Here is a 25967-nt window from a genome sequence, read left to right on the forward strand (position 1 = left end):
ATGCAAGAACAACACATTGCCTCTGCTTTTGACCGTGACCTGGAAAGCGTTCAAGCGCAGATCATGAAAATGGGCGGGATGGTCGAAGATGCCATTCGCCTTGCCGCACAGTCGCTGGAAACCCGTGACGAAGAGCTGGCCGATCAGGTGCGCGGCGGGGACAAAGCCATTGACGCGCTCGAAGAGCTGATCAACGAACGGGCCGCCCGTATTATCGCGCTGCGTGCGCCGACGGCTGTTGATTTGCGATTGATCCTAAGCGTCATAAAGATTAGCGCCAGCTTGGAACGTATTGGCGACTATGCAAAAAATATGGCCAAGCGAAATAGCGTGTTGGCGCAGCTTCCTGCTGTTGCCGACAGTACTGGTGCCATTCGTCGCATGTGTAAGACGGTTGAATCCATGCTCAAGGACGCGCTTGATTGCTATGTTCAGCGCGACGCAGAACTGGCTATGGATGTGATCGCGCGGGACGAAGACGTCGACCAGATGTATAATGCGCTGTTTCGCGAATTCCTGACCTTCATGATGGAAGACCCGCGCAATATCACATCGTGCATGCACCTTCATTTCATTGCCAAGAACGTTGAACGCATGGGCGATCTTGTCACATCCATCGCGGAACAGGTTGTCTATCTGGTAACCGGTACCCATCCGGACGAGGATCGCCCCAAGGCCGACAACACCTCCACCAAGCTGAAGGGGTAGGGCCATGTCTGCCGCTCAGCCTCAAATCTTGTTGGTAGAAGACGAACCCGCACAGCGCGAAATTCTGGCGTATAACCTTGAATCAGAAGGGTTTGACGTACGGCGTGCCGAGAATGGCGAGGAAGCGATCCTGCTGGTTGCAGAGGCGCTGCCCGACCTGGTTATCCTTGATTGGATGATGCCTCTGCTAAGCGGGATAGAGGTCTGTCGTCAGCTTAAGACCCGCGAAGATACGCGCAATATCCCCGTGATTATGCTGTCGGCACGATCCGAAGAGGTGGACACCGTGCGCGGGCTGGAAACGGGCGCAGATGATTATGTGGTAAAACCCTATTCGATGCGTGAGCTGATGGCCCGCGTGCGCACGCAGCTGCGCCGCGTGCGGCCTGCGTCCTCCGGTGCGGCGCTCAGCTATGCCGACATTACGCTTGATCCAGAACGTCACCGTGTAAACCGTGCTGCGCACGAGCTAAAGCTGGGGCCAACAGAATACCGTTTGCTTGTGACGTTGCTTGAGCGGCCCGGCCGTGTCTTCAGCCGTGACCAGTTGCTAGATCACGTTTGGGGGCGCGATATCTATGTCGACACGCGCACCGTTGATGTTCACATCGCCCGTCTGCGCAAAGCGCTGACGTCCCACGGCGGCGATGATCCGATCCGCACGGTGCGCGGTGCAGGTTATGCATTAGGTTAGGACGCTTACCCGTTGTATTTAATGACTTCTTGACGTTGATCGCCCAATCCTTCGATGCCAAGCTCGACCACATCGCCGGTTTGTAGATAGATCGGCGGTTTGAACCCCATACCCACACCGGGCGGTGTGCCAGTGGCGATCACATCTCCGGGCAGTAAGGTCATGAAACGGCTGAGAAAAGAGATAATTTCGGCCACAGAAAACACCATTGTGCTGGTGTTGCCGGTTTGGCGGCGGGTGCCGTTCACATCCAGCCATAAATCAAGGTTCTGAGGATCTGGAACGTCATCAGCGGTCACCAGATACGGGCCGATGGGGGCAAAACTGTCGCAGGACTTGCCCTTGACCCATTGACCGCCGAATTCAGTCTGAAAGGCACGTTCTGACACGTCGTTGAAGGTCGCGTAGCCCGCCACATGAGATAACGCATCCGCTTCTGTTACATGCTGCGCCTTGGTGCCGATAACGACCGCAAGCTCGACCTCCCAATCGGTTTTTTCTGAATCCTTGGGGATGATGATCGGTTCATTGGCACCTGTAGCAGCACAGAGCTTGCTGAACAGGATGGGATGATCAGGTACAGCCATCCCAGCTTCGGCCGCGTGGTCTGAATAATTCAGTCCGATACACAAAATGCGGCGTATGTCATTGATAACCGGTGCAAAACGACCAGAGATCAAGGGCAACGTCGTTACATCCAGGCTGCGTAACTTATCGAGCGCTGCGGGTGCCATGCTGGAGAGTTCAATGTCAGATAGATGTTGCGATAGGTCACGCGCGGCACCATCTGCGTCGACGATCGCAGGTTTGATGCCATCGGCGGTTTCGATACGGCAAAGTTTCATGATTTTATCCTGTTAATAAGGGGCGTGAGAGTGAAGCGAGGCCGGTTTGTCTGAAGCCTATAATCAGTATTATGTAAAATATTGATGCGCTGCGGTTGATGTAAAGATGCAAATATGACTGGTTATCTGTTGAAATTGATTGCAAATTAACGGATCTACACCCATTTTGTTCACCGCAGTATCGGTTCAGCGTCCGCGCTGCTTCTCCCTTTACCCTGTTGTTCTGCGTGACATAATCCACATCGACAACGCTGATGCAACAGGACGCGACGCGGACTGGCAACAGCCCCAGAGTGAAAGGAAGAATATGACGCTCAAGATGTCTTCGGCGGATATGGTTGCTGCCGCCCGTGCGCGCATCCGCGAGATCGAAACGCCTGATCTGATCGCGATGCTGAACGACCCAGACGTCGTGGTCGTTGATCTGCGCGATATCCGTGAACGCCAGCGCAGCGGCTATATTCCCGGCAGCTTTCACGCGCCCCGTGGGATGATCGAATTCTGGGTCGATCCCGATAGCCCGTATTTCAAAGAGGTCTTCGGCGAGGATAAAACCTTTGTGTTTCACTGCGCCTCTGGATGGCGCTCTGCGATCACCACGGCGACGCTGCAAGACATGGGCTTTGACGCGGTGCATCTGCGCGAAGGTTTCTCAACGTGGGAGAAGCTCGGTGGTCCGGTCGAATTCCCTGAAAAGAAAGACTAACTCCGCCAAAGCGCCTATGCTACGCCCCAACAATCATACTGTAACAACAAGGTCACGACTATGACATCCATTCTGATCCTCAACGGTCCGAACCTGAACTTGCTTGGCACGCGCCAACCCGATGTTTATGGCAAAACGACCTTGGCCGACGTGCATGCCATATGCAGCGATAAAGCAAAATCGCTGGGGTTTGATATCGCGTTCGAGCAGTCCAATCATGAAGGCGCGCTGATCGATCTGATCCACGCCGCCAAGGGTAAGCATGCTGCGATTATATTGAATGCTGGTGCCTATACCCATACGTCGATTGCACTAATGGATGCGATCGCTTCGGTAGAGCTTCCCGTGGTCGAGGTTCACCTTAGCAATATCCACGCGCGCGAGGAGTTTCGTCATCGGTCTTACATCGCGCCAGTGGCACTGGGCCAAATCTGCGGCTTTGGTGCCACCGGCTATCTAATGGCGCTCGACGCGCTGAAAGTTCATTTGAAGGCTTAAGTGCCGCCCCTTAACAACTGATTTTAAATGAAAAAGGGCGAAGGTGCTGATGCGCCCTCGCCCTTTTCTTTGTCTGCTGTATTGCAGTTTAGCCTTTGGCGGCTTTCGCGACTTCTGCTGCGAAATCTTCTTTGACGACTTCGATGCCTTCGCCAACTTCCAAACGGACGAAACCGGTGATGGTCGCGCCTGCTTCTTCTGCGGCCTTACCTACGGACAGGTCAGGGTTCACAACGAACGCTTGGTTCAGCAGTGTCACTTCGGACATGTATTTCTGCATACGACCGGTGATCATTTTTTCGATCACAGCTTCGGGCTTGCCGGACTCTCGTGCGATATCCATTTGAACCTGCTTTTCTTTTTCAACAACAGCCGGGTCCAGATCTGCTTCGGACAAGGACGCAGGGTTTACAGCAGCGATGTGCATCGCGATCTGTTTGCCCAGCTCTTCGTTGCCGCCGGTCATTGCGACCAGAACACCGATTTTGCCCATGCCAGGTGCCACTGCGTTGTGCACGTAGGACACGACCTGTTCGCCTTCGATGGATTGCATGCGGCGAACCGACATGTTCTCGCCGATTTTTGCGATGGCGTCGGTGATGACGGTGGAAACAGGCTTGCCGCCCATGTCAGCCGCGTTCAGTGCATCAAGGTCGGAAACGCCGGTTGCGACGTCTGCGATACCGGAAACCATTTTCTGGAAGTCTGCGTTTTTACCAACAAAGTCGGTTTCGGAGTTTACTTCGACAGCAACACCGCGACCGCCGTCAACCTTAACGGCAACGAGGCCTTCGGCTGCGGTACGACCGGATTTCTTGGCAGCTTTCGCCAGACCTTTGGTGCGCAGCCAATCAACGGCGGCTTCCATGTCGCCGTTAGTTTCAGTCAACGCTTTTTTGGCGTCCATCATGCCGGCACCAGTTGTGTCGCGCAGTTCTTTGACCATGGATGCTGTAATTGCCATCGCTTTGGTTCTCCTTGAATTGGGATAAATTGAGGGGCAGGACTTCCTGCACCACTGTCTCAATCATGTAGTGGTGGTGTGACAGGCAGGGAAAGCAGCCCCCTGCCCGTCTCTTTTCGCGTCGCTTACGACTTGGCGTCGGCCAGCGTTTCCTTCTTGGATTCGATATCCAGAGGTGCGTCTTTGGCCATTGCGTCGTTCGATACGGTTTCTTCCGAAGCGTTGCCAACTTCGACGCCACCGTCGATCAGGGCTTCTTCTTCGGGCGCTTCTTCCATCGCACCGATATCAACGCCTGCGGCACCCAGCTGAGCGGACATACCGTCCAGCGCGGCACGAGCGGCCAGATCGCAGTACAGGTGGATCGCGCGTGCAGCGTCGTCGTTGCCTGGGATGATATAGTCGATCCCATCGGGCGAGCAGTTGGTGTCGACAACAGCGATAACGGGGATGCCCAGTTTGTTCGCTTCGGCCACGGCCAGTGCTTCTTTTTTGACGTCGATGACGAAGATCAGGTCAGGGCGACCGCCCATTTCACGGATACCACCAAGCGATGCTTCCAGTTTGAACTGGTCACGCTCCATGCCAAGACGCTCTTTCTTGGTCAGACCGCCAAAGCCACGCTCGGACTGTTCGTCGATGGACTTCAGGCGCTGGATGGATTTGGAAACAGTCTGCCAGTTTGTCAGCGTGCCGCCCAACCAACGGTGGTTCATGTAGTATTGTGCGCATTTCTCTGCGGCGTCGGCGATCGGCTGAGCAGCCTGACGCTTGGTACCAACGAAAAGAATGCTGCCGCCTTTGGCGACGGTATCACGGATAACTTGCAGAGCTTGATCCAGCATTGGAACAGTCTGTGTAAGGTCCATGATGTGGATGCCGTTACGCGCGCCGTAGATGAACGGACCCATACGTGGGTTCCAGCGCTGTGTTTGGTGACCAAAGTGTACGCCTGCTTCAAGCAGTTGGCGCATGGAGAACTCAGGAAGAGCCATGTCTTTATACCTTTCCGGTTTTGCCTCATCGGGGGTCTCGATCCCAGAATGGGACCAACCGGCGGACGTTTGAGGATTTCTCCCCCAAAGGCCCAACCCCGACTGCGGGTTTAAGTGACGCGCGTATAGTCCGGTTTTGAACGCTTCGCAAGGCTCAAGCCGCATATTTCGCCGCTTAAACGTCTATCTCAGCGCAGTTCCGCGGTGTTTGGGGCTGCTATTCGAACCGACGGATGCGCACTACGGACCTGTGTTTCGCAGGCTTGGGCCAGCGTTTTGCGGTTGTCGAAATCGGCGACGGCCAGTGGCGTGTGGTAGATCGTGGTCACTTTCCCCTGCCGCGCGGACGCCAGCGTGCGCACCAGATGCCCGCCAAAGCTCATGTCACCCCACCAGCCATAGAACCGCGGATCGGCCCCAAGCGGCGCAGTATAAAGCACGGTGACAGGCTGAACCCAGATCGCATCGCGCAGCTCTGGCGCAAAGAACGATTGAAACAGCGTTGTTTTGAACGGCAATACTTGCTTGCCGTCGGTGCTGGTGCCTTCAGGAAAGAACAGCAGCCGGTGATTATCAAGCAGTCGTTGCTGGAAAATCTCGGTCTGTTTGCGAGCATGTTTGGGGCTGCGTTCAATGAACAGCGTGCCGGTCGCCTTGGCCAGCCACCCGATGCCGGGCCAGCTGGCGACCTCAGACTTTGATACGAAATAAATCCGCTGTGCGGCGTTCAGGCTGAAGATATCGAGCCAGCTTGTGTGATTGGCGACAACCGCACCACGGTGGCGCATGGGCGTGCCCACGACTTCGCGGCGCAATCCCATGATCCAGAACGCAATGTAACAGACCGTTTGCGTGATATGCGGTGTGACGGGGCGGCCTTGCCCGCATAAGGGGCGCTCAATCAGGCGGATGGCTAGCAGGACCAGCAGCCCTGTAAAGACCACGGTCGCCAGGACAAGGCCGCGGATCAACGCCAGCGCCCACCCCAGTGGCCCGATGTCGTCTAGTGCCGGGTGATCGGCGCTGTCCCAAGCCGCGCTCACGCGGGTTGCCCGCTGTAAATCTTGGCCTGCCGTTTGCTGAGCCGCGCGGTGTCGAGCATCAAAAGTACGTCCGTTGTGTTAAAGTCATGATCGATAAAGGCCCCCTCGCCCACACAGCCGCCAAGCCGCAGGTAGGCTTTGATCAGGCTGGGCATTTGTACCATCGCCTGTCGACGGTTCAGCGTATCCGCGGGGATCAGGTCCATCTTCTGCCGCGCTTTAGGCAAAGCCGTGACCCGCAGTTCGGGGGGCGCAAGATAGGCGTGGTGCAGCAACGACAAAGGCTCTGCGAGAGCATCCGCTTGGGTCCCGTGAAAGCTTGCCACGCCGAACAGGATCTCGATCTCGTGGCGCGCCACATAGGATGCAAGCCCCGCCCAAAGCTGGTGCATAGCGATGCCGCCGCGATAGGATGGATGCAGACACGACCGCCCAAGCTCAAGGATTTCACGCCCAGAGGATTTCAACGCGGTCAAATCATATTCGTTTTCGGAATAGAACCCGCCTGCCCGCGTCGCCATGCAGCGGCGGATCAGACGGTAGACACCAACCGTCTGCGCGGTTTTACGGTCGATAAGCAGCAAATGATCGACAAAATCGTCGTATTGATCGACTTCAAGCCTGTTGTCGTGATCAACCAAAGAGCCGCCCGCACCCAGTTCGGTGACAAAGACATCATAGCGCAGCCGCTGTGCCGCATGAAGCTCCGCTTGGGTGCGCGCCAGACGGACTTCGAACTCTGCCGCTTTTGCAATGGTCATGAGCTGGTTTCGTCTCCGGTCGCAATTATGCGGATAAATAGGCAGTTACTGCCTGTCGCGCAATGCTTGCACCGCGTAGCGGTGCTTTTCCGCGAAAAATTAACGATTTGCTAACGAAGAGCCTTCATCAAAGACAGGGGTGAGCATCACCCGAAAGCTGTCGACCACGATCTTGCCCTCGCTGCGAAAATTTACCGTGACCTTGCCGCCGATGTTGCTTTGCACCTGCCCCACACCCCAATCGGGATACGAAGGGTGGCGTACCAGCATTCCGGGTGTCAGTATCGCATTGAGGTCTTCCAAACGTGCGTCCTTTTTGCTGTACAGTGCGGCCGTTCAAAGCGCGGGCAACTTTATAAGAGAGGTATTCCTATGGCTGAGACCGACACTGATTTCGCCGCGTTAATCGGCAGCCGTATCTGTCACGACTTGATATCGCCCGTGGGCGCGATCAACAATGGGCTTGAACTGCTTTTGATGTCGGGCATGAACATGAGCCCCGAAGTCGCGTTGATCGACGAAAGCGTGCGTAACGCCAGTGCGCGGTTGCGGTTCTTTCGCGTGGCCTTTGGCAGTGGCACTACGCAGCCTGTCGCGGCACAAGAGACCACCGATATCCTACGCGACCTCTATGCGCAGTCCAAATGGGAGGTGATCTGGCCCGTGGGGGTGGCTCCCTCGCGAAGCGCCCTGCGGATGGTGTTTTTGGGGCTGCTCTGTCTGGAAACGGGGATGCCCTATGGCGGTCGGATCGAAATCGAGCACCGCACTACGGGGTGGGATATTACGGGGACTGCCGACCGTCTGAATATTAACGCAGCACTATGGGGTGTGTTGGCAGGGCGACCAATGGCAGAGCGGCTGCTGCCTGCTCAGGTTCAGTTCGGCTTGTTGCCCGCCATCGTGAAAGACAGCGGGCAACAGTTAAAGTCTATCGTGACCGAGACAACAATCACGCTAAGTATCAAGGATTAGCTGCGCACCGCACCATCGCCGCGCACGAGATACTTGAAGCTGGTCAGCTGCTCTGCGCCCACAGGGCCACGAGCGTGCATCTTACCCGTGGCGATGCCAATCTCTGCCCCCATGCCAAACTCGCCCCCGTCCGCGAATTGCGTGGATACGTTGTGCATCAGGATCGCTGAATCGAGCCGCGTCATAAATTTGGTCGCGGCGGCATCGTCTTCGGTGATGATACAGTCAGTGTGGTTCGACCCGTAAGTCCGGATATGGGTGATCGCTTCGTCAATGCTGCCCACGGTCTTGGCCGCGATGATCATATCAAGATATTCGTGACCCCAATCGTCGGGCGTCGCTGCCACGGTGCCTTCGATCTCGGATAGCTCCCCGTCTGCGCGCACCTCGACGCCGGCATCCAGCAGGGCCTTGATCACACCCTTGCCCATGGTCCGCGCTACTTTTTCGTGAATCAGCAAGCATTCGGCCGATCCGCAAATGCCGGTGCGGCGGGTTTTGGCGTTCAACACGACCTTCAACACTTTTTCAGGGTCAGCATTTTCATCGATATAGATGTGCACGATCCCTTCGAGGTGGGCGAAGACCGGGACCCGCGCTTCGCGTTGAACCAAACCAACCAGACCCTTGCCGCCGCGCGGTACAATCACGTCAATCGTGTCGGTCATGGTCAACATTTCACTGACGGCCGCACGGTCGCGTGTAGGCACCAGCTGGATCGAATCCGCTGGCAGGCCAGCCGCTTCGAGCCCGACTTCCAGCGCAGCGTGGATCGCGCGGGAAGAATGAAAGCTTTCGGAACCGCCCCGCAAGATCACGGCATTGCCGGCCTTTAGGCAAAGTGCCCCAGCGTCGGCTGTTACATTGGGGCGCGATTCATAAATCACCCCAATGACGCCCAATGGCGTGCGCACGCGCTGGATGTTGAGGCCGGTGGGCCGGTCCCATTCGGTCAGCACCTGCCCGACGGGATCATCTTGGGCTGCGATGCTGCGCAAGCTGTCGGCAATCGCGCTGATCCGTGCGTCGTCGAGCAGCAGCCGGTCCATCATTGCGTCGGACAGCCCCTTGTCTCGGCCGAATTCAAGATCTTTGGCATTTGCCGCCAGAATATCGGCGCTGCTCGCGACCAAAGCATCAGCGGCTTTTTCCAGCGCGGTCTGCTTTTGATCGGCACTGGCAAAGCCCAACGTCGCGGCGGCAGCTTTGGCGCGCGCGCCGATATCTGCCATCAACGCGGGAATGTCGTCTGTCTGTGTCATATCCAAGGTCATACCCTAATTACTGCTTTTTATGATTTCGAGTTATTCTCTACCTAAAGCCTTCGGCGAGGATTTTAAACCATTTGGACGTTAGGAAAGCGCAAGATCATCCCGGTGGATCAACGCAGCACGCCCCGGCGCGCCTAATATTTCTTCGATTTCAGAGGATTGCCGCCCCTTGATTAATGTTGCTTCAGCCGAGGTATACCGCGTCAGCCCGTGCCCGATGGGACGCCCGTCGGGGTCCAAAAGCGCCACGGAATCGCCGCGCCCGAACGGGCCGGCGACAGCGGTCACCCCCGCTGGCAAAAGCGATTTGCCCTTGGACATGGCGGCGACAGCGCCTGCATCTAATGTGACACTGCCGCGGGGTTTGATCGCCGTAATCCATTGTTTACGCGCAGTTTGTGGGTCAGATTGCGCGGTGAACCACGTCGCGTTCGCACCGTTTTCCAGCGCCAGCAAGGGCCGCAAGGGTGACCCTTCGGATATCGCCATGGCGCAGCCCGCGGCCGTGGCGGTTTTTGCGGCCATCAGCTTTGTCTTCATGCCACCTTTGGACAGGCCCGAGCCCGCGTCACCTGCCTGCGCTTCGATTTCTGGGGTAATTGTGCTGATGACATCATAGCGGATGGCGTCGGGGTCGTCGTTGGGGTTGGCCGAATAAAAGCCATCAACGTCGGAAAGCAGGATCAGACGGTCCGCAGCGACGGTCACGGCAATTTGGGCTGCGAGCCGGTCGTTGTCGCCAAAGCGGATCTCATCCGTTGCGACAGTGTCGTTTTCATTGACGATCGGCACCGCGCCCATGGACAACAGCTGTTCCATCGTGGCCCGGCTGTTGAGATACCGCCGACGGTCCGCGCTGTCTTCGAGGGTGACAAGCACCTGTGCTGCGGTGATCCCGTAGGGCTCCAGCGCTTCTTCGTAAGCGCGGGCAAGGCGGATTTGCCCGACAGCGGCAGCGGCCTGTGATTGCTCGAGCGCGAGCGTGGTGGCGGGCAGCCCAAGCACTCCCCGCCCCAAAGCGATCGAGCCAGAAGACACCAGCACCACGTCCTTGCCCTGCCCCTTGAGCCACGCCACATCCTGCGCCAGACTTTGCAGCCAGTCAGAGCGCAGCTGCCCGGTTGCGCGATCTACCAAAAGCGCAGAGCCGATTTTTACAACAATACGATTGCCGTCGCTTAAGGCTGCCAAGGTGCCTCTTCTTCGTCTTCGGTGCGGAAACGTAGCCGGTCGTCGTCAATCTGGCCACGCAGTGCGCGCAGGACCTCGATGACCCCTTCGCGGGCGACGCCAGACATCATCATAACCTCGCCTCCGCAGGCTTTTTCCAATTCTTCCCGGGCGGTTACGCGATCATCTTCGTCCAGTGCATCAATCTTGTTCAGCACTGTGATACGAGGTTTATCCGCTAGCTCGCCGCCATAGGCTTCGAGTTCATTGATGATGGTCCGGTAGTCTTCGGCAACGGTGTCGGAGGTGCCGTCGATCAGGTGCAACAGCACCGCGCAGCGTTCGACATGGCCCAAGAACAGATCACCCAGACCCCGCCCTTCGGATGCGCCCTCGATCAAGCCGGGAATATCGGCAACGACGAATTCGGTGTTATCCACCCCGACAACGCCCAAGTTAGGATGCAGCGTGGTAAAGGGATAATCCGCGATCTTTGGTCGCGCGTTGGATGTGGCGGCAAGGAAGGTCGATTTGCCCGCGTTCGGCAGACCCAATAGTCCCACATCCGCGATCAGCTTGAGCCGCAGCCAAACGGTACGTTCAACCCCCTCCTGACCGGGGTTCGCGCGACGGGGTGCTTGGTTCGTAGCTGATTTGAAGTGCAGGTTACCCCAGCCGCCGTTCCCACCGCGCGCCAGTTCAACCCGTTGGCCAAGCTCTGTCATGTCCACCAGTACGGTCTCCTGATCCTCGTCGAGGATCTCGGTCCCTACGGGCACGCGGAGGATAATATCGTCCCCATCTTTGCCGGTGCGCTGTTTGCCCATGCCGGGCTGGCCGTTCTTGGCAAAGAAGTGTTGCTGGTAGCGAAAGTCGATCAGCGTGTTCAGCCCGTCGACGGCCTCGGCCCAGACAGAGCCACCAGACCCGCCGTCGCCACCATCAGGGCCACCATATTCGATGTATTTTTCGCGCCGGAAAGACACGCAACCGCCCCCGCCTCCGCCAGAGCGGATGTAGACTTTGCACAGGTCAAGAAACTTCATCTAAAAGGCCTTTCGGGGCACGTGTGGTCATAGTTTGCAGCTATACGTCCAGGTAGGTACGCAGGTCTCGCGGGCCAGACAATAGGTTTCAGCATTGCCAAGATAGCGGAAGCCCGCATTTGTCAACACTTTGGCAGACGCAGGGTTGTCGCGAAACACCGAGGCAAACATATTTTGGTTGTGCAGCGGGTTGGCTTGTACCAGCGCCTGCACGGCTTCGGAGGCCAGATGCGTATTCCAGAACGCAGGGGCCACCCAATATCCAACTTCGGATTGGTCTCGGTCCATTCGGATCAGGGAAATGACGCCCATTACCTCGGAACCACCGGTTTTCAGCCCGTCCATCACCCAAACATCTTCGGTTCGCGGCGTGCTGGTCGCGCGTGTTACATAGCTTTCGATCACCCCCGGCGGCAGCGGGTGCGGAATAGAGGCGGTGCGCATCGCAACCCGTGGATCGCTGGCGTAATGTTCAATCATGCCACGATCCGAAAGACGCACAGGGCGCAGGTCAAACCGTTCTGTTGCAATCACTTGCTGTTGCGACATTGTTAAATCTTCCATCGCTATGTTCCTCCTCCGAACGGCACGAACAAGACAGGGGCCACCGTCAGCGCGGCCAGTGTCCATCTCAAATATCGTCTCTCCCAACGGTGTCCAAGCACCGTCCCTCGCAGCCTTGATGTATCAGCCACTCAAGCCTGATTTCCCAGTTTGCCGAAACCGAGCTTCCTTTGCGGCAAAGCACTAAAAGATGTCAGTGCAGAGCGGTTGACCGTGTCTTTCGTATGGCTTGACGCACCGCAGCAGCCCGAACGCAGACTGATAATCCTGCCATTCAAGGCGGGGCAATCCGATCCTGACACAACGGCCTTCCCTAATAGAAGAACACTGGGCGATGGAAAAGAAAAGGGACCGGCGTTTCCGCCGATCCCTAAATTTTTAGACCTCTCGGGCGCGGCTTACTCTGCGGCTTCCGCCACTGGCAGGACCGAAATAAACATCCGGTTCTTCAGCCCTTTGTGGAACTGAACCTTGCCGTCGACGACAGCAAAGATCGTGTGATCCTTGCCCATGCCAACGCCTTGAGCCGGCCAGTACTTTGTACCGCGCTGGCGCACTAGGATGTTGCCGGGAATGACAGCTTCGCCGCCATATTTCTTCACGCCAAGACGACGACCTGCTGAGTCGCGGCCGTTACGGGATGAGCCGCCTGCTTTTTTATGTGCCATTGGTGTCTCTCCTTAGCCTTTTGCGAGTTCTTTGGCCTGTGCGATCCAGTCTTCACGACCGACGCGACCTTTGAACGACAGTTTCTCTTCGATAGCTTCGACGTCAGCGTCTGTCCAAGCAGCGATCTGTGCGAAGGTTGTGATGCCTTCACCGTTCAGCTTGCCAACGATAACCGGACCAACGCCCGAGATCTTGCTCAGATCGTCGGAACCTTCAGCTGCAGGGGCAGCTTTGGCCTTCTTCGCCTTGACAGGCTTAGCCGATTTTTCTTCGGCTTGGTTGTTCTTCACGCGCTTGGCCATTTCGGCCTGATCGCTTTTGTTCAGCGCATAACGCTCTTCCATGGCAGCCACGGCAGAGGCGCTCACGGAACCGGTACCGATTGCCGCTTTGACGTCGGATTTATCCGCGCCGGACGACAAGATCTCGCCGATTTTAACCAGCGTCAGTTTTTGACGGTGGCCCTTGGTGCGCTTGGAGGAGTGCTTCCGGCGACGCTTGACGAAGTGAATAACTTTCTCGCCTTTGATCTGATCGACGACTTCGGCTTGTACGCCGGCGCCTGTAACCAAAGGTGCGCCTAGCTTGGGGGAATCGCCACCCAGCATGAGAACTTCGTTGAATTGGACTGTTTCGCCCGCGTCAGCAGCCAAACGTTCTACCCGAAGCATATCGCCGGATTGAACTTTGTACTGCTTGCCGCCTGTCTTGATGACCGCAAACATGCGTCTTCCTTTACTGTTTCCGCATCCTGTGGTCCCCATTCGGGAGTTCGTCGGGCCTTGGCCCACCTCGGACAGCGCATCCCATTTCGGGATGTTCATGAAATAACAAAGGCACCCGAAACGGGCACCCTTAGGTTGAGGCTTGCCGTATGATGCACCGCCCCCCTGATGTCAAGTGCCACAGCGGCCCGCCGGGGATATATTGGCGCGGCGTCGTGAGGGGCTATAGTTCTTCGGCGACCATGTTCAGCGCCACGGCACGCCCAAGGGCATAGGAAACGTCCTCGTAAGCTGCTCCGAACCCGTCAAACAAGGCGCGGTTCAGGCTGCGCCCAGCATCGGTTTTCGAAAATGCGATGTAGCGTTCAAGAGCGTCATCCTCCAACGGAGAATAGGCCAAAGCCAGGTAGCTGTACAGCCAACTGCGGGTGTCTTCTGTGACCGCGTCATGCTGCTGCGTGACGTCGGCTAGCATCTCGGTCTCCGTCATTTGCAGGGCGTCACCCTCGGACATACCCCGCATGAACTGAAAGTTGGAGTTCATCGCCGCAGCGACATTCCGTTCGACCATGTCGCCGCTGTCGATCAATGCGGTGATCTGCGCAAGGCGGGCGTCCGCGGTCCCGTCCAGATCAGAAAACCGCGCGCGCGCAGCCTCTTCGATTTCCGGGTCGGTGATTGCAGCCCGCGCTTCGTTTTCTAGGGCGATGATCTGCGCGCCGGTACCTTGCGCGAAAAAGCTGATGACATCTTCGCGCTCTTGTCCCACCAAAGCAACCTCCAGCGCCGTGCGAACGGTTTCAACGATCCGTTCCGGACTATAAATTGCGCGCACCTGAAGCTCCCAGCCCGGTCCGCCCTGCCCGCCCAGCATGTCACTGTCCAGCTGTTCAGCGTTCTCTAGTCCCTCGCGCTGCAAGATTTCAGCCAGCTCGCCAAGGCGCAGCACATCTACCAGCACCGTGGTTCGGGCATCTGCCCAAACCGGCAGCGCCAGCAGCCACAGGCCGACCGCAACAATAAACGCCCGCATGATTACAAGTCCTGACTGGGTTGCATATTGCCCAGCCGTTGCGCGACCTGTTCGTACCTGTTCGCCATGATTTCAAACTGCACAGCATTCATCAGCGCATAAACTTCCTGCATCTGTGGGTCTTCAAGGGCTTTTGCATAGGCCAGCACCTCTTCATCCGAAAATGCCTGATAGGTATAGGCCGCCCCCGCCAACGCATTCTCATTGATAGAGGCACGCATCTCGGGTTCCTGCGCGCGCATCGCTTCGCGCAGGTCAGGCTCTTCCATCTGTAGGTCGATAACCCCCGCGCCGGCCGCTGCCATCAGGAATCTGACCTGCACTTCTTGGAGTGCCCTTATGGAGCTTTCCTCCACATCGCTGGCACCATTCAGGCGCGACAATAATTCAACACGCGGAGAATTAATCCCGCGCAATCCATTCAGAATCGCATCGCCCGCTTCGGACTTCGCAGCATCGTCTTCCTCCATATGAGAGGCGTTTTCAGCCGCGACCAACCGCTTCCCCAGATCGGTAGCATAGAAGTTGGACGCGTGGTCCAGTGCCTCATCGCTCAAAGCCTGTGCAAGTATGCCCGCCCCCATATCAAGCATCAAATCCGTCTCAAAAACCTCGCGTACCAATCGTGACCATTCAGAGCCAAAGGCATCCGCATTGATACCCAGCATCTGTGGCGCGGAATCAGCAGACAGCCGGATGCTTTCAAGCGCGACGTCAAACCCGGTAACTTCCAGAAATGCATCGACCCTTTCCCTGTCGGCAGCCCGCGCCATCGGTGCAATCACGGCGATCATGACCGCTAATCCAAAACATAAAGTTAACGGTAAACGGGTCAGTCGGCGCATCGCGGTATTCCTTTGAGGTTATTCCACCCAAGACCTTAGGCAAAATTGATCTGTCAGCAATGAAATTCCCCGTGTCCGCGAAAACTGGCCTAGCCCCCCTTGCCACCCCGTAAAATCCATCCTAAACGGACGCACCACACCGATGCGGAGAGGTGCCGGAGTGGTCGAACGGGGCGGTCTCGAAAACCGTTGAGCCTTCACGGGTTCCCAGGGTTCGAATCCCTGTCTCTCCGCCATTCATCTACACTCGCAGGGTCCCGCAGTCGGCCTATGCCGGCAGACCAGTTTCTGTGTTTAATGAGCAGTGCACCGAAACATTCACCTCGAACCGGCAGATGCAAAACGTAGCTTAACTGAGCCGGACTCTGCCTAGCAATCGCGGCTTGTCACCTGCATTAAAACGAACCTTTAGGTCACGCGGCGCAGGAACGATTGGGTGCGCGGATCTTTCGGCGCGTCAATGAGCTCCGCCGGCGTGCCTTGTTCGACGATGCGGCCTTCGTCCATGAATATGATCCGGTCGGCGATCTCGCGTGCGAACTGGATTTCGTGTGTAACAATCAGCATGGTCTGGCGTTTTTCGGCCACGCGGCGCATCAGGTCCAGCACTTCGCCGACCCACTCTGGATCCAGCGCAGATGTCGGTTCGTCAAATAGCATCAGGTCTGCATCCAGCGCCATTGCGCGGCCGATACCCACGCGTTGCTGTTGGCCACCGGACAGGGCGGCCGGATAGCTGTCAGCTTTCTCGGATAGGCCGGTTTCGCGCAGTGTCGCGTCGGCTCGCGCGTTAGCGTCAGCCTTGCTGTAGCCTTGCACGGTGATCAACGCTTGGGTGATATTTTCGCGTGCGGTCTTGTTGGCGAACAGGGCATAGTTCTGGAATACGAAAGAAGTCCGCCGGCGCAGCGCTAGAATGTCGGGGCGTTTCGCGGTTGCGGCATCGACGGACATATCGCCGATGCGGATAACGCCCGCGTCGGGTGCATCAAGAAAGTTCAGGCAGCGCAACAAGGTAGATTTTCCCGTGCCCGACGGGCCGATGATCACCACCCGTTCCCCTTGGGCGATATCAAGCGAGATGTCTTTCAACACGGTGGTGCTGCCGAATGATTTGCTCAGGCCCGCGATGGTTATTCCGTCGCCTGTCGCCCTGCCCGTCTCTGGAATATTCATTGTCTTCGTCATCGCGCATGCGCCTTGTTCAAATAGACCTCTAAGTGACGCTGCGCAAAGGCCAGCGTTTCGACTAACACCCAGTAGATCGCGGCGACAACGAGGAAGGCTTCGAAGTACAAGAAGCTGCCGGCTGCTTCTTTCTGGGTCGCACCCATCAGCTCTGTCACGCCAAGGGTGAAGGCCAGCGAGGTCCCTTTAATCATATCGATAAAGTAGTTCACGAGCGTCGGCGCGGCGACGCGTGATGCCTGTGGTAGAATGATCTGTCGCATCATCTGAACTTGGGTCATCCCAACCGCTTGCGCGGCTTCCCACTGGCTGCGGTCCACGCCCAGAATAGCGGCACGGATGCTTTCGGCCATATAGGCCGAGAAATGCAGTGTTAGCCCCATGATCGTCGCGGTGACGCCGTCAATATTCCCCAGAAAGCCCAGGACTTGCGGCAAGCCGTAATAAAATAGAAACAACTGCACCAATAACGGCGTGCCGCGAAAAAAGCTGATGAACAGCCGCACAAAGACGTCGAGGACCGGAATCCGGAACACCCGCTCTACCGCGAGCGCAGAGGCCAGCACCAATGCGCAGACCATGCCGATAAACGCCATAAAAAGCGTCAGCGGGACATAGCCCAGCAACACGGGCAGCAAGCCCCACATGTATTCGAAATCCAGCCCTCGCATCTTGGCTTACTCGGCTGTCGTGATGTCAGAGCCGAACCACTTTTCCGAAATCTCGGTCAGGGTGCCGTCTTCTTTCAACTTGGTGATTGCTACGTCGAACCGGTCGCGCAGGGCTTTGCCTTCGTCGTCGTTGCGGAACGGCAGCGCATTTCGGATTTCGCTAAAAGGCTTGCCAGCCAGCGCCAGCGGCAGCGGGCTTTCAGCAATCAGCTGGCCGGACGAGACGCGGTCCATGACAAAGGCATCCACCCGACCAAGCGCTGTGTCCTGAGCGATGTTGCTTTCATAGGTGCGAATGTCGATCTCGCCCGCATTTGGCAGTTCGTTCAACAACTCCTCAAAGTTGGAGCCGAGGTTGACCGCAACGGTTTTCCCGCTCAGGTCTTCAACGCTGCCGATGGTGTCTTCGTTGCCAGCCTTAACCACGATCTGCGCCCCGTCAAAGACGTAAGGCTGCGAAAAGGCGAATTTCGCCTCGCGCTCGGGGGTGATGGTGATCTGGTTGGCGATGGTGTCGATCCGGTTGGATTCCAACGCGCCGATCAGACCGGAAAACGACATAGTGACGAAATTGACCTCGTCGCCGGTTTCCTTGGCTACAGCGTTGATGAAATCGACCTCGAACCCCTGCAGCTCGTCGAGCTTCACAAAGGTAAAGGGAAAGTACCCGCCCGACATGCCGACATTCAGCGTCTCTGCCTGAGCAGCACTGACGCCGGTAGCAAGGGCGATTGCGGTGAGTGTGGCGTGTTTGATCATGATATTCTCCGTTACTTCTGATGAGGAGGTAACATGACGCAGCCGCGCTTCAATGGTGCTGCGGCAAGCAAGTCCGCGATAGTATCATTCATCCTTGGTCAGGAATATAATTCTGGCAAGGGGTGAGATTGCAAAACGCTATTTTGGGGGGCGCAGCGGCGGACGGGGTTTTCGGGGACGATATCGGGTCAAACGACAGCCGATATGGGGAATTACCGGTGCCAAGAATCACCCCGTAAACATTTGATCAGACAAAATAAAACCGCCGCAAAGTGGGAGGACTTTGCGGCGGGAAAATTCTTGTGGCTTTAGACGAACGGTTTAGCGCAGGGCAACCGCTTGCGATGCAATATTGCGGATCTCGCCGCGTGCAACACCGATATCTGCCAAGTCTCGGTCATTCATCGCCGACAGTTCGCGGAAGGTCTGGCGTTTGGCGCGTTGATCGGCGCTGTAGGCGCGGAATGCGTTCAACGACATGCGCAGCTTGGGCATCAGACCCGCAACGGGTGCGGCGGTATATGTGGAAGTATAGCTCATTTTCTATTCTTTCTTTCACGTCTATGCGGCGGCCTATCCACCGCATTCGGTTTGGTATGTTCCGTCAGCGAAGCGCTGGCGGTTTAGGCTGCAACCGTGCCGCGGGGTGCGGTGCGGAACAGGCCGGTAAACTTACGCGAAGCTTTGGCGACTGCGGCAGAGATATAGGCACTACGCAATGCATTGGCTTCGGCAAGCAGGCGGTCGACTTCGACCGGTGTGGCGGTTTTGTATGTAGCTTCGGTTTTCATTTTCCAGCTTTCCATTTCAGGGCTTCGTTGCCCGTGATCGTCATATGTGGGCGGTGCAGCAAAGGTGCAAACCATAGTCGATATGCGAAAAACGCATGGCTTAAATGGCACAGTTTTACCCCATAACGGCCCATATCCGGCCTTTGTATCGGCAGTTTTGACCTTCACACTGAACAATAGGGCCGCCCGAACGTTGGTAGCCCCTGAAACGGAGAGACCAACACAAACCGGAGAAGACCCATGACCAAGCAACCGAACCAGCCGCAGCAATCCGCCCCACCCATGCCCGCGCAGGAAAAACCCCAGCCGGTGATATTTACGGATTATGCCAGCATCTGAAAGTGACATAGCGCAGCCTACGGTATAGGTAGTCGGGTATGACTGACCCTGTTTCCTCAATCCGTAATCTTGGCCCCGCGTTCGAGCAAAGCTGCGCCAAAGCTGGCATTCATTCTGCCGAAGCCTTGCGTGATCTTGGCGCCGATGCGGCCTACGCGCGTTTACTGCAAAATGGGCAACGTCCGCACTTCATCGGGTATTATGTCTTGGTCATGGGGCTGCAAGGCCGCCCATGGAATGATTGCAAAGGCGAAGAAAAGAAGGCGCTGCGCGTCAAATTCGACGCGATCAAGGCCCGCGCGCACGATCCGGTCCAGTCAGAGTTCGAGCGGATGATGAACCTCATCGGTGTCCGAGAAGCGTGAGCTTGATCTCTTAGTCGGAACGTCCCCGCCCTCACCGGCGTTATACTGCAGAGTACCCCCAACAGGACACCCTGCCCCATGCCCCATTCCCCTGATGTTCAGCACGATCTTGATCGCCTGCGCGGTCTTGCCCGCACGATGGACAGCGCGTTGCGCGTGCCATTGTTGGGCATCCGGTTGGGCTGGGACAGTATCCTTGGCCTGATCCCCGGCGTGGGCGATGTTCTGGCGCTGGCACCAGCGGGCTATATCGTCAAAGAGGCGCATCGCATGGGCGCAAGCAGATCGGTCTTGGCACGCATGGGCGCGAACGTCGGCATCGACCTTGCGATCGGTGCAATCCCCTTGATCGGTGATATCTTTGACATCGGTTGGAAGGCAAACACGCGTAACGTCGATCTTTTGCACCGTCACCTTGAGGAAACGGCCCCGATGAAAACGGTCAGCCCTGTCGATGGCGCGCTGTCGTCCCATCACCCGACCCTTAAAGGCTAATGCCAATCACGCCGCATAAAAAAGGGGCCGCAGTTTCCTGCGACCCCTTTCATCGGTCTAAACCCGTTAAGGCTTAGCCAACCAGTTCCAGACCGGAGAAGAAATACGCGATTTCTACTGCGGCTGTTTCTGGAGCATCGGACCCGTGAACGGAGTTCTCGCCAACGGATTCAGCGAATTCTGCGCGGATGGTGCCAGCTGCGGCGTCGGCTGGGTTTGTTGCGCCCATAACTTCGCGGTTTTTCGCGATGGCGCCTTCACCTTCAAGAACCTGAACGATAACCGGCTCGGATGCCATGAATTCGCACAGTTCGTCATAGAAAGGACGCTCGGCGTGTACAGCATAGAAGACGCCCGCTTGGGCCTTGGTCATGTGAATACGCTTTTGTGCGACGATGCGCAGGCCGGCTTCTTCGAATTTGGCGTTGATTTTGCCGGTCAGGTTGCGGCGTGTTGCATCTGGTTTGATGATCGAGAATGTGCGCTCAAGGGCCATGATAGCTCTCCTAGGTGGGGTTGATTTGGCCGCTCCCTAGCATGGGTCATCCCCCGTGAAAAGCCGCGATTGACGCGGGGCCAGACATGGTCCACACCGCGTCCATGTTAAGCATTTCAGAAATCAACTATTCCGTCGAAGGCCGTCCCTTGTTTGAGGAAGCCAGTGCGGTCATCCCCGAAGGCCACAAAGTGGGCCTCGTCGGGCAAAACGGTGCGGGTAAAACCACGCTTTTCAAAATCATTCGCGGAGAGCTGTCACTTGATGCAGGCGACATCAGCTTGCCCTCGCGTGCCAAGATCGGTGGCATCGCTCAAGAGGTGCCGTCGTCTGACGTGTCGCTGATTGAAACGGTTCTGGCCGCCGATGTGGAACGCGCCGCGCTGATGCGCGAGGCTGAGACAACGGACGACCCCGCGCGCATCGCCGAGGTGCAGACCCGTTTGGCCGATATCGACGCCTGGTCCGCCGAAGGCCGTGCCGCCGCGATCCTCAAAGGCCTCGGCTTTGACGATCATGACCAGCAGCAACCCTGCTCTGCCTATTCGGGCGGCTGGCGGATGCGCGTGGCACTTGCGGGGGTTCTGTTTGCGCAGCCCGATTTGCTGCTATTGGACGAACCGACCAACTACCTCGACCTCGAGGGTGCGCTATGGCTGGAAAACTACCTGTCGAAATACCCGCATACGGTGATCATCATCAGCCACGACCGTGGTCTGCTGAACCGCGCCGTTGGTGGCATCCTGCACCTCGAAGACCGTAAGCTCACGTATTATCAGGGTAATTACGATCAATTCGCGAAAATGCGGGCCGAAAAGCGCGCACAACTGACCGCGCAGGCGAAAAAGCAGCAGGCGCATAAACAACACATGCAGGCGTTCGTTGACCGCTTTAAGGCCAAGGCGTCCAAGGCCAAACAGGCCCAATCGCGGATGAAGGCCATCGAAAAGATGGTGACGATCACGCCACCGGAAGAAGCCGCGCGCAAGGTCTTTACCTTCCCGCAACCTGACGAGCTGTCGCCACCGATCATCAGCATTGAAAACGGGTCGACCGGATACACCGAAGGCCAGCCTGTGCTGTCGCGCCTGAATCTGCGGATCGACCAAGACGATCGTATCGCGTTGTTGGGTAAAAACGGTCAGGGTAAATCGACGCTGTCCAAGCTGCTGTCCAACCGTCTGGTGCTGTTTGATGGCAAGGCGATCAACTCGAGCAAGCTGCGGATCGGTTTCTTTGCGCAGCACCAAGTGGATGAACTGGTCGTTCACGAAACGCCGCTTCAGCACATGATCAGCGCACGCCCCGGTGTGATGCAATCAAAGCTGCGGGCGCAGTTGGCCGGGTTTGGTCTGGGGCCGGATCAGGCCGATACCGAAGTCGGTCGCCTGTCGGGTGGGCAAAAGGCACGTCTGTCCCTGCTGCTGGCCACGCTGGATGCACCGCATCTGCTGATCCTCGATGAACCGACCAACCACCTTGATATCGAATCGCGCGAAGCGCTCGTCGAGGCACTGACGCGCTATTCTGGCGCTGTGATCCTTGTCAGCCACGACATGCACCTCTTGTCGATGGTGGCAGACCGTCTGTGGCTTGTGTCGAACGGCACTGTTCAGCCCTATGAGGATGACCTCGAGGCGTATCGCAAGATGCTGCTGACCGTTGAAAAGCCTGTCAGTAAGAACGCCAAACAGGCCAAGGAAGCCCCTAAACCGAAACGCGCCAACCGCGAAGACATCCTTGCCCTGCGCTCGGAAGTACGTACGGCCGAGGCGCGGGTGACCAAGATCAACGATATGCGTGACAAACTGGCTAAAAAGCTTGCGGACCCTGCCCTTTACGAAAAGGAAAAAGTCGGCGAACTTGAGGTTTGGAACAAGAAATACGCCGAAGTCATGGCCGCCCTTGAACGTGCAGAGGCGATCTGGATGGGCGCATTGGAAAAGCTGGAAACCGCGTCTGCCTGAAGACACGGGGCCGGCACTAAAGGTATAAGGACGGGGGCTGGCCCCGGTGGCAGTTTATGATGGCACTTGATCTGGCATTCATGATCACGGCGTTCGCGACCATGATCGTGATCATTGACCCCTTTGCGATTGGCCCGATGTTTCTGGCCCTGACCCCCGGCATGACCCCGCACCAGCGGCGAATGGTTGCATGGCGCTCGGTTATCATTGCCGGACTGATCTTGCTGGTCTTTGCCGCCTTTGGCGAGGCCGTGCTGGGGTTCATCGGGATCTCCATGCCCGCCTTTCGGGTGGCGGGGGGCGTGCTGCTTTTCCTGACAGCCCTTGATATGTTGTTCGATCGCCGGACCAAACGCCGCGAAGGCCATGCCGAAGCGGATGATGACCACGACGATCCGTCGGTGTTCCCGTTGGCCATTCCGTTGATCGCCGGTCCCGGCTCTATCGCGTCGGTGATCCTGCTGACGGGCGAGAAGCCGGGCCTCGAAGGGTTGGCGACCGTGGTCGCCATTACCTTTGCCGTGCTGCTCATCATGGGCATCACCATGCAGGCCAGCGGCTATCTTGAAAACGCCTTGGGCAAGGTCGGGATCAACGTGATCACGCGACTTTTGGGGATGCTATTGGCCGCCCTTTCGGTGCAATTCGTGCTGGATGGCCTGAGCGCCTTTGGTTTCGGGCCGGGGCCGGGCTGACATTCCCATGCCCTGCCCCCATATTCTTGGAAGACTGCCAAAGGATATATGATGCCGGATATTGAAACAGGGCGTTTGATCTACCTGATTTTGCTCGTGGCGATGGTTGCGGGCTGGTTCTTTATGCAAAGCCGTCAGGGGGTGAATAAAACGCTCCAGCAGGTCGCAGTTTGGGCCATGATTTTCATCGGCGTTGCAGCGGGATACGGGCTTTGGGGCGATATCAGCCGCAGCGGTGATATCCCGCGCCAAAGCTATCAGGCGGGAACCGGCAGCGTCACCCTGCCGCGCGCGCGCGACGGTCATTATTATCTCACCGCCACGATCAATGGCACGCCGCTGCGCTTTGTTGTGGATACGGGCGCAACCGATATGGTGCTCACCCGCAAAGATGCCGAGGCCGCGGGGCTAAAGCCAGACGATCTGAAGTATCTGGGGCGCGCCAGCACCGCAAATGGCGAAGTGCGCACCGCCTATGTCAGGCTGGCCGAGGTTGAGCTGGGCGGCGTGCGCGATACCAATGTGCCTGCTGTCGTCAACGCGGGCGAGATGCGGCAATCGCTGCTCGGGATGGGCTATCTGCAACGCTGGGGCCGGATCGAGATTACCAACGGAGAGCTAATCCTCACGCGGTAATTGTGCGCGTAAAGCCCTTAGGTCTCTGCCTTTTTTTCCCACCGGCCCGATTCTTCGGACCAGTATTGCGCCAATGCTCCCGCGGCCTTCAGAGACTTCCATTGGTCGCGGGCCACGTTCAACGCGTGCTCGTCCAACCCGTCGAACAGGATGCAAACGCGGTCCAGCGCGGCAACTTCTTCGGCGGATACGGGCGCTCCGTGGATCGAAAACACACAGGTTGCACGGTTGGGCGTAGCGTTTTGGGTGGTCAAAAGCACCGGCTGATCCGCATCATGGGGGCCGCCCGCCAAACCATGCGGTGAAAACCCGTCATCCGGCCCCCGCCACAGGGCGACATCCAGCTGTTCAAGCAGGTTTTGATCGGTGCCACGTACCGCCACGCGCCAACCAGCGCCTTGGGCCTTGCCCAAGAGCATGGTCAGCGTCTCGACCAGTGGTCGCTGGGTCAGATGGTAGAAATACGCGGCACCCATCAGGCTTACTCTGTCTCGTAGAGGTTTGAAATCAAACGGTTCAACGAGGCAACGCCCCAGCCGGTCGCCCCCACAGGTGCGAGCGCTGTTTCAGATTTAACCGAGGCAACGCCGGCAATATCAAGGTGGATCCAGGGCATACCGTCTTTGATAAACCGTTGCAGGAATTGCGCCGCTGTGATCGACCCTGCAGGACGACCGCCAATGTTTTTCATATCAGCGATGCGGCTTTTCAGCAGCTTGTCGTAGCCCGCGCCCATGGGCATGCGCCATGCGCCTTCGCCTTCGGTTTTTGCTGCCTTAAGAAATGCGTTGCACAGCGTGTCGTCGTTCGAGAAGACGCCCGCATTGTCATGGCCCAAGCCGATAATGATCGCGCCGGTGAGTGTCGCCAGATCAATCACACCCGCCGGATTAAACCGTTCCTGCGCGTACCACAGCACGTCACACAGCACCAAACGCCCCTCGGCGTCGGTGTTGATGACCTCGACCGTGTCACCCTTCATTGTTTTGATGACGTCACCGGGCCGGGTTGCCGTGCTCGATGGCATGTTCTCTACAATCCCGACAAGACCGACGACATTTGCCTTAGCCTTGCGCAACGCGAGGCTGCGCATCACGCCGGACACGACGCCCGCGCCGCCCATGTCCATGGTCATGTCTTCCATGCCTGCGCCGGGTTTCAGGCTGATCCCGCCGGTGTCAAACACGACGCCCTTGCCGACCAGCGCCAGCGGGGCCGCGTCTTTCTCGCCGCCGTTCCATTTCATCACCACAACATAGGACGGGCTTGCCGATCCTTGCCCGACGCTGAGCAAGGTGCGCATGCCCAGCTCTTCGAGCTTGGCGTCGTCCAGCACTTCGACCTCGAGGCCAAGGGATTCCATCTCGGCGAGACGGTTGGCAAATTCGGTGGTGGTCAGGATATTTGCGGGTTCGTTGGTCAGGTCGCGGGTCATAAAGGCGCCGTCTGCGATTGCCAGCAGCGGCGCTGCGGCAGCCTCGACCTCTTCGGGCTTGGAGGTCATGATCGTGACCTGCCCCGTGCGCGGCTTGCCGTTGCTTTTACGATCTTCAAACGTGTAATCACGCATCGCCAGACCAAAACACAACTCTGCCGTTTTGCGCAGGCCACCGGTCAGGACCAGCAGATCAGCGGTGCCACGGCGTTTGGCGAGCGACGCACCCGCAGCCCGCAGCGCTTCTTGGTCGGCATTGTTCTCCAACTGCACCACATCCACGGCCTCTGCCGCCATGCCGGTCGGAAACCCTAGGCTGACGGCATCGCCCGCTGACAATTTCGTGAAGCTATCACTGGCAACGAGCCGCTCCAGTGCGCCTTTGGTAAGCTTGTTGATGCGTCGCGCCGAGGGGTTCAGCGTGCCATCCGCGCCCACGGTGACAGCAACGCGGCCTGTATGGCCTGCAATCTGGTCAATATCGGTTTGGGTGAATGTCATTGGCGTCAGTGCGGTCATCATGAACCCCTTTTGTCTGAATTTTCCTTAGACGTATCCTGCGTACGCCGGTAAGGCCAGATAGCAGTTTTCGCGGGCGGAAATTTCCTTTAACGTCCG

At 57.5% G+C, this 25967-nt stretch carries 32 protein-coding genes and 1 tRNA gene; 11 read left to right on the forward strand and 22 right to left on the reverse strand.

The genetic code is table 11. The features are described 5' to 3' along the window. Positions 1-708 (forward strand): phosphate signaling complex protein PhoU, encoded by a 708-nt coding sequence (phoU, locus tag E5180_RS04080; RefSeq protein WP_138923272.1) that lies wholly within the window; start codon positions 1-3, stop codon positions 706-708. A gap of 4 nt (positions 709-712) precedes the next feature. Further along, positions 713-1402: a phosphate regulon transcriptional regulator PhoB gene (gene phoB / locus E5180_RS04085; RefSeq protein WP_138923273.1), complete on the forward strand. Its 690-nt coding sequence runs from the start codon at positions 713-715 to the stop codon at positions 1400-1402. Positions 1403-1407: 5 nt separating this feature from the next. Here the strand turns inward: phoB and E5180_RS04090 are convergent, their stop codons facing one another. Further along, positions 1408-2247 (reverse strand): fumarylacetoacetate hydrolase family protein, encoded by an 840-nt coding sequence (locus E5180_RS04090; protein ID WP_138923274.1) that lies wholly within the window; start codon positions 2245-2247, stop codon positions 1408-1410. A 307-nt stretch (positions 2248-2554) separates the two neighbouring features. On the opposite strand from E5180_RS04090, the gene E5180_RS04095 reads away from it, so the two are divergent. Further along, a complete protein-coding gene (locus E5180_RS04095) occupies positions 2555-2953 on the forward strand; it encodes a rhodanese-like domain-containing protein (protein ID WP_138923275.1) in 399 nt (132 codons plus the stop codon). A 60-nt stretch (positions 2954-3013) separates the two neighbouring features. After that, positions 3014-3451, forward strand: a complete 438-nt coding sequence (aroQ, locus tag E5180_RS04100) for a type II 3-dehydroquinate dehydratase (protein WP_138923276.1) — start codon at positions 3014-3016, stop codon at positions 3449-3451. An 88-nt stretch (positions 3452-3539) separates the two neighbouring features. Here aroQ and tsf read toward each other — a convergent pair whose 3' ends face one another. The 5 genes from tsf to E5180_RS04125 all read right to left on the reverse strand — a co-directional run bounded on the left by tsf (position 3540) and on the right by E5180_RS04125 (position 7517). Beyond that, complete coding sequence (tsf, locus tag E5180_RS04105; RefSeq protein WP_138923277.1) at positions 3540-4415, reverse strand: translation elongation factor Ts; 876 nt, start codon at positions 4413-4415, stop codon at positions 3540-3542. A gap of 125 nt (positions 4416-4540) precedes the next feature. Continuing rightward, entirely contained in the window at positions 4541-5410 is an 870-nt protein-coding gene (gene rpsB, locus E5180_RS04110) for a 30S ribosomal protein S2 (protein WP_093732281.1), read from the reverse strand. Between the two features lie 188 nt (positions 5411-5598). Next, positions 5599-6453 carry a lysophospholipid acyltransferase family protein gene (locus E5180_RS04115; RefSeq protein ID WP_138923278.1) on the reverse strand — a complete coding sequence of 285 codons (855 nt, stop codon included), beginning with the start codon at positions 6451-6453 and terminating at the stop codon, positions 5599-5601. Continuing rightward, on the reverse strand, positions 6450-7214 hold the full coding sequence (locus tag E5180_RS04120; RefSeq protein ID WP_138923279.1) for a GNAT family N-acetyltransferase: 765 nt from the start codon (positions 7212-7214) through the stop codon (positions 6450-6452). Before E5180_RS04120 ends, E5180_RS04115 begins: the two co-directional genes overlap by 4 nt. A gap of 99 nt (positions 7215-7313) precedes the next feature. Further along, positions 7314-7517: a DUF3553 domain-containing protein gene (locus E5180_RS04125; RefSeq protein ID WP_138923280.1), complete on the reverse strand. Its 204-nt coding sequence runs from the start codon at positions 7515-7517 to the stop codon at positions 7314-7316. 69 nt (positions 7518-7586) lie between these two features. On the opposite strand from E5180_RS04125, the gene E5180_RS04130 reads away from it, so the two are divergent. Beyond that, entirely contained in the window at positions 7587-8189 is a 603-nt protein-coding gene (locus E5180_RS04130; protein WP_138923281.1) for a histidine phosphotransferase family protein, read from the forward strand. Here the strand turns inward: E5180_RS04130 and E5180_RS04135 are convergent. The 8 genes from E5180_RS04135 to E5180_RS04175 form a co-directional block, all read right to left on the reverse strand. After that, a complete protein-coding gene (locus E5180_RS04135) occupies positions 8186-9463 on the reverse strand; it encodes a glutamate-5-semialdehyde dehydrogenase (protein WP_138923282.1) in 1278 nt (425 codons plus the stop codon). The genes E5180_RS04130 and E5180_RS04135 overlap by 4 nt on opposite strands. Positions 9464-9541: 78 nt before the next feature. Further along, complete coding sequence (proB, locus tag E5180_RS04140; protein WP_138923283.1) at positions 9542-10651, reverse strand: glutamate 5-kinase; 1110 nt, start codon at positions 10649-10651, stop codon at positions 9542-9544. Continuing rightward, positions 10639-11676, reverse strand: a complete 1038-nt coding sequence (gene obgE / locus E5180_RS04145; RefSeq protein ID WP_138923284.1) for a GTPase ObgE — start codon at positions 11674-11676, stop codon at positions 10639-10641. The genes proB and obgE overlap by 13 nt, the downstream gene beginning before the upstream one ends. Before the next feature lie 27 nt (positions 11677-11703). Then, entirely contained in the window at positions 11704-12240 is a 537-nt protein-coding gene (locus E5180_RS04150) for a GNAT family N-acetyltransferase (RefSeq protein ID WP_138923285.1), read from the reverse strand. A 398-nt stretch (positions 12241-12638) separates the two neighbouring features. After that, complete coding sequence (gene rpmA, locus E5180_RS04160; RefSeq protein ID WP_138923286.1) at positions 12639-12908, reverse strand: 50S ribosomal protein L27; 270 nt, start codon at positions 12906-12908, stop codon at positions 12639-12641. Positions 12909-12920: 12 nt separating this feature from the next. Further along, positions 12921-13634 carry a 50S ribosomal protein L21 gene (locus E5180_RS04165; RefSeq protein WP_138923287.1) on the reverse strand — a complete coding sequence of 238 codons (714 nt, stop codon included), beginning with the start codon at positions 13632-13634 and terminating at the stop codon, positions 12921-12923. Positions 13635-13857: 223 nt separating this feature from the next. Then, a complete protein-coding gene (locus E5180_RS04170) occupies positions 13858-14667 on the reverse strand; it encodes a hypothetical protein (RefSeq protein WP_138923288.1) in 810 nt (269 codons plus the stop codon). A gap of 2 nt (positions 14668-14669) precedes the next feature. After that, entirely contained in the window at positions 14670-15512 is an 843-nt protein-coding gene (locus E5180_RS04175; protein WP_138923289.1) for a DUF2059 domain-containing protein, read from the reverse strand. A 146-nt stretch (positions 15513-15658) separates the two neighbouring features. On the opposite strand from E5180_RS04175, the gene E5180_RS04180 reads away from it, so the two are divergent. Continuing rightward, positions 15659-15748: transfer RNA gene (locus E5180_RS04180), tRNA-Ser, on the forward strand. A gap of 172 nt (positions 15749-15920) precedes the next feature. Here the strand turns inward: E5180_RS04180 and E5180_RS04185 are convergent. From E5180_RS04185 to E5180_RS04205, 5 genes are all read right to left on the reverse strand, one after another. After that, positions 15921-16700, reverse strand: a complete 780-nt coding sequence (locus E5180_RS04185) for an amino acid ABC transporter ATP-binding protein (protein WP_138923290.1) — start codon at positions 16698-16700, stop codon at positions 15921-15923. After that, a complete protein-coding gene (locus tag E5180_RS04190) occupies positions 16697-17371 on the reverse strand; it encodes an amino acid ABC transporter permease (RefSeq protein ID WP_138923291.1) in 675 nt (224 codons plus the stop codon). Before E5180_RS04190 ends, E5180_RS04185 begins: the two co-directional genes overlap by 4 nt. A 6-nt stretch (positions 17372-17377) precedes the next feature. Beyond that, positions 17378-18130 (reverse strand): amino acid ABC transporter substrate-binding protein, encoded by a 753-nt coding sequence (locus E5180_RS04195; protein WP_138923292.1) that lies wholly within the window; start codon positions 18128-18130, stop codon positions 17378-17380. 321 nt (positions 18131-18451) lie between these two features. Further along, on the reverse strand, positions 18452-18670 hold the full coding sequence (locus E5180_RS04200; RefSeq protein WP_138923293.1) for a DUF1127 domain-containing protein: 219 nt from the start codon (positions 18668-18670) through the stop codon (positions 18452-18454). 83 nt (positions 18671-18753) lie between these two features. Then, positions 18754-18921, reverse strand: a complete 168-nt coding sequence (locus E5180_RS04205) for an RSP_7527 family protein (RefSeq protein WP_254700527.1) — start codon at positions 18919-18921, stop codon at positions 18754-18756. 377 nt (positions 18922-19298) lie between these two features. On the opposite strand from E5180_RS04205, the gene E5180_RS04210 reads away from it, so the two are divergent. Continuing rightward, positions 19299-19625, forward strand: a complete 327-nt coding sequence (locus E5180_RS04210) for a TfoX/Sxy family protein (RefSeq protein ID WP_093732263.1) — start codon at positions 19299-19301, stop codon at positions 19623-19625. Between the two features lie 78 nt (positions 19626-19703). After that, positions 19704-20120, forward strand: coding sequence for a DUF4112 domain-containing protein (locus E5180_RS04215; RefSeq protein WP_138923295.1), 417 nt, complete (start codon positions 19704-19706; stop codon positions 20118-20120). 73 nt (positions 20121-20193) lie between these two features. Here the strand turns inward: E5180_RS04215 and ndk are convergent, their stop codons facing one another. After that, positions 20194-20616 (reverse strand): nucleoside-diphosphate kinase, encoded by a 423-nt coding sequence (ndk, locus tag E5180_RS04220; RefSeq protein WP_093732261.1) that lies wholly within the window; start codon positions 20614-20616, stop codon positions 20194-20196. A 104-nt stretch (positions 20617-20720) separates the two neighbouring features. Between ndk and E5180_RS04225 the strand changes: the two genes are divergently transcribed. Genes E5180_RS04225 through E5180_RS04235 form a run of 3 tightly spaced genes read left to right on the forward strand, consistent with a single transcriptional unit; the run spans position 20721 to position 23914 of the window. Further along, positions 20721-22583 (forward strand): ABC-F family ATP-binding cassette domain-containing protein, encoded by a 1863-nt coding sequence (locus tag E5180_RS04225; protein WP_171048895.1) that lies wholly within the window; start codon positions 20721-20723, stop codon positions 22581-22583. A gap of 59 nt (positions 22584-22642) precedes the next feature. Beyond that, complete coding sequence (locus E5180_RS04230) at positions 22643-23278, forward strand: MarC family protein (RefSeq protein ID WP_171048967.1); 636 nt, start codon at positions 22643-22645, stop codon at positions 23276-23278. 51 nt (positions 23279-23329) lie between these two features. Then, a complete protein-coding gene (locus E5180_RS04235) occupies positions 23330-23914 on the forward strand; it encodes a retropepsin-like aspartic protease family protein (protein WP_138923298.1) in 585 nt (194 codons plus the stop codon). A 17-nt stretch (positions 23915-23931) separates the two neighbouring features. Here the strand turns inward: E5180_RS04235 and E5180_RS04240 are convergent, their stop codons facing one another. Together E5180_RS04240 and E5180_RS04245 are read right to left on the reverse strand one after the other, a co-directional pair. Then, positions 23932-24390: a DNA polymerase III subunit chi gene (locus E5180_RS04240; protein ID WP_138923299.1), complete on the reverse strand. Its 459-nt coding sequence runs from the start codon at positions 24388-24390 to the stop codon at positions 23932-23934. Between the two features lie 5 nt (positions 24391-24395). Continuing rightward, complete coding sequence (locus tag E5180_RS04245; protein ID WP_138923300.1) at positions 24396-25868, reverse strand: leucyl aminopeptidase; 1473 nt, start codon at positions 25866-25868, stop codon at positions 24396-24398. Positions 25869-25967 lie beyond the last annotated feature (99 nt).

Origin of the sequence: Sulfitobacter sp. BSw21498, assembly GCF_006064855.1 — a bacterium.
GTDB lineage: Bacteria > Pseudomonadota > Alphaproteobacteria > Rhodobacterales > Rhodobacteraceae > Sulfitobacter.

Excerpts from the sequence above, each read along its gene's own strand:
- E5180_RS04130 (WP_138923281.1), top strand. The coding sequence starts at position 7,587 with ATGGCTGAGACCGACACTGATTTCGCCGCGTTAATCGGCAGCCGTATC.
- E5180_RS04185 (WP_138923290.1), bottom strand. The coding sequence starts at position 16,700 with ATGACGAAGACAATGAATATTCCAGAGACGGGCAGGGCGACAGGCGAC.
- E5180_RS04230 (WP_171048967.1), top strand. The coding sequence starts at position 22,643 with ATGGCACTTGATCTGGCATTCATGATCACGGCGTTCGCGACCATGATC.
- E5180_RS04135 (WP_138923282.1), bottom strand. The coding sequence starts at position 9,463 with ATGACCTTGGATATGACACAGACAGACGACATTCCCGCGTTGATGGCA.
- E5180_RS04245 (WP_138923300.1), bottom strand. The coding sequence starts at position 25,868 with ATGACCGCACTGACGCCAATGACATTCACCCAAACCGATATTGACCAG.
- E5180_RS04175 (WP_138923289.1), bottom strand. The coding sequence starts at position 15,512 with ATGCGCCGACTGACCCGTTTACCGTTAACTTTATGTTTTGGATTAGCG.
- phoB (WP_138923273.1), top strand. The coding sequence starts at position 713 with ATGTCTGCCGCTCAGCCTCAAATCTTGTTGGTAGAAGACGAACCCGCA.
- obgE (WP_138923284.1), bottom strand. The coding sequence starts at position 11,676 with ATGAAGTTTCTTGACCTGTGCAAAGTCTACATCCGCTCTGGCGGAGGC.
- E5180_RS04120 (WP_138923279.1), bottom strand. The coding sequence starts at position 7,214 with ATGACCATTGCAAAAGCGGCAGAGTTCGAAGTCCGTCTGGCGCGCACC.
- E5180_RS04235 (WP_138923298.1), top strand. The coding sequence starts at position 23,330 with ATGCCGGATATTGAAACAGGGCGTTTGATCTACCTGATTTTGCTCGTG.
- E5180_RS04095 (WP_138923275.1), top strand. The coding sequence starts at position 2,555 with ATGACGCTCAAGATGTCTTCGGCGGATATGGTTGCTGCCGCCCGTGCG.
- E5180_RS04195 (WP_138923292.1), bottom strand. The coding sequence starts at position 18,130 with ATGATCAAACACGCCACACTCACCGCAATCGCCCTTGCTACCGGCGTC.
- aroQ (WP_138923276.1), top strand. The coding sequence starts at position 3,014 with ATGACATCCATTCTGATCCTCAACGGTCCGAACCTGAACTTGCTTGGC.
- E5180_RS04200 (WP_138923293.1), bottom strand. The coding sequence starts at position 18,670 with ATGAGCTATACTTCCACATATACCGCCGCACCCGTTGCGGGTCTGATG.
- rpsB (WP_093732281.1), bottom strand. The coding sequence starts at position 5,410 with ATGGCTCTTCCTGAGTTCTCCATGCGCCAACTGCTTGAAGCAGGCGTA.
- E5180_RS04240 (WP_138923299.1), bottom strand. The coding sequence starts at position 24,390 with ATGGGTGCCGCGTATTTCTACCATCTGACCCAGCGACCACTGGTCGAG.
- ndk (WP_093732261.1), bottom strand. The coding sequence starts at position 20,616 with ATGGCCCTTGAGCGCACATTCTCGATCATCAAACCAGATGCAACACGC.
- E5180_RS04215 (WP_138923295.1), top strand. The coding sequence starts at position 19,704 with ATGCCCCATTCCCCTGATGTTCAGCACGATCTTGATCGCCTGCGCGGT.
- tsf (WP_138923277.1), bottom strand. The coding sequence starts at position 4,415 with ATGGCAATTACAGCATCCATGGTCAAAGAACTGCGCGACACAACTGGT.
- E5180_RS04170 (WP_138923288.1), bottom strand. The coding sequence starts at position 14,667 with ATGCGGGCGTTTATTGTTGCGGTCGGCCTGTGGCTGCTGGCGCTGCCG.
- E5180_RS04165 (WP_138923287.1), bottom strand. The coding sequence starts at position 13,634 with ATGTTTGCGGTCATCAAGACAGGCGGCAAGCAGTACAAAGTTCAATCC.
- E5180_RS04225 (WP_171048895.1), top strand. The coding sequence starts at position 20,721 with ATGTTAAGCATTTCAGAAATCAACTATTCCGTCGAAGGCCGTCCCTTG.
- phoU (WP_138923272.1), top strand. The coding sequence starts at position 1 with ATGCAAGAACAACACATTGCCTCTGCTTTTGACCGTGACCTGGAAAGC.
- E5180_RS04210 (WP_093732263.1), top strand. The coding sequence starts at position 19,299 with ATGACTGACCCTGTTTCCTCAATCCGTAATCTTGGCCCCGCGTTCGAG.
- E5180_RS04205 (WP_254700527.1), bottom strand. The coding sequence starts at position 18,921 with ATGAAAACCGAAGCTACATACAAAACCGCCACACCGGTCGAAGTCGAC.
- rpmA (WP_138923286.1), bottom strand. The coding sequence starts at position 12,908 with ATGGCACATAAAAAAGCAGGCGGCTCATCCCGTAACGGCCGCGACTCA.
- E5180_RS04150 (WP_138923285.1), bottom strand. The coding sequence starts at position 12,240 with ATGGAAGATTTAACAATGTCGCAACAGCAAGTGATTGCAACAGAACGG.
- E5180_RS04190 (WP_138923291.1), bottom strand. The coding sequence starts at position 17,371 with ATGCGAGGGCTGGATTTCGAATACATGTGGGGCTTGCTGCCCGTGTTG.
- E5180_RS04090 (WP_138923274.1), bottom strand. The coding sequence starts at position 2,247 with ATGAAACTTTGCCGTATCGAAACCGCCGATGGCATCAAACCTGCGATC.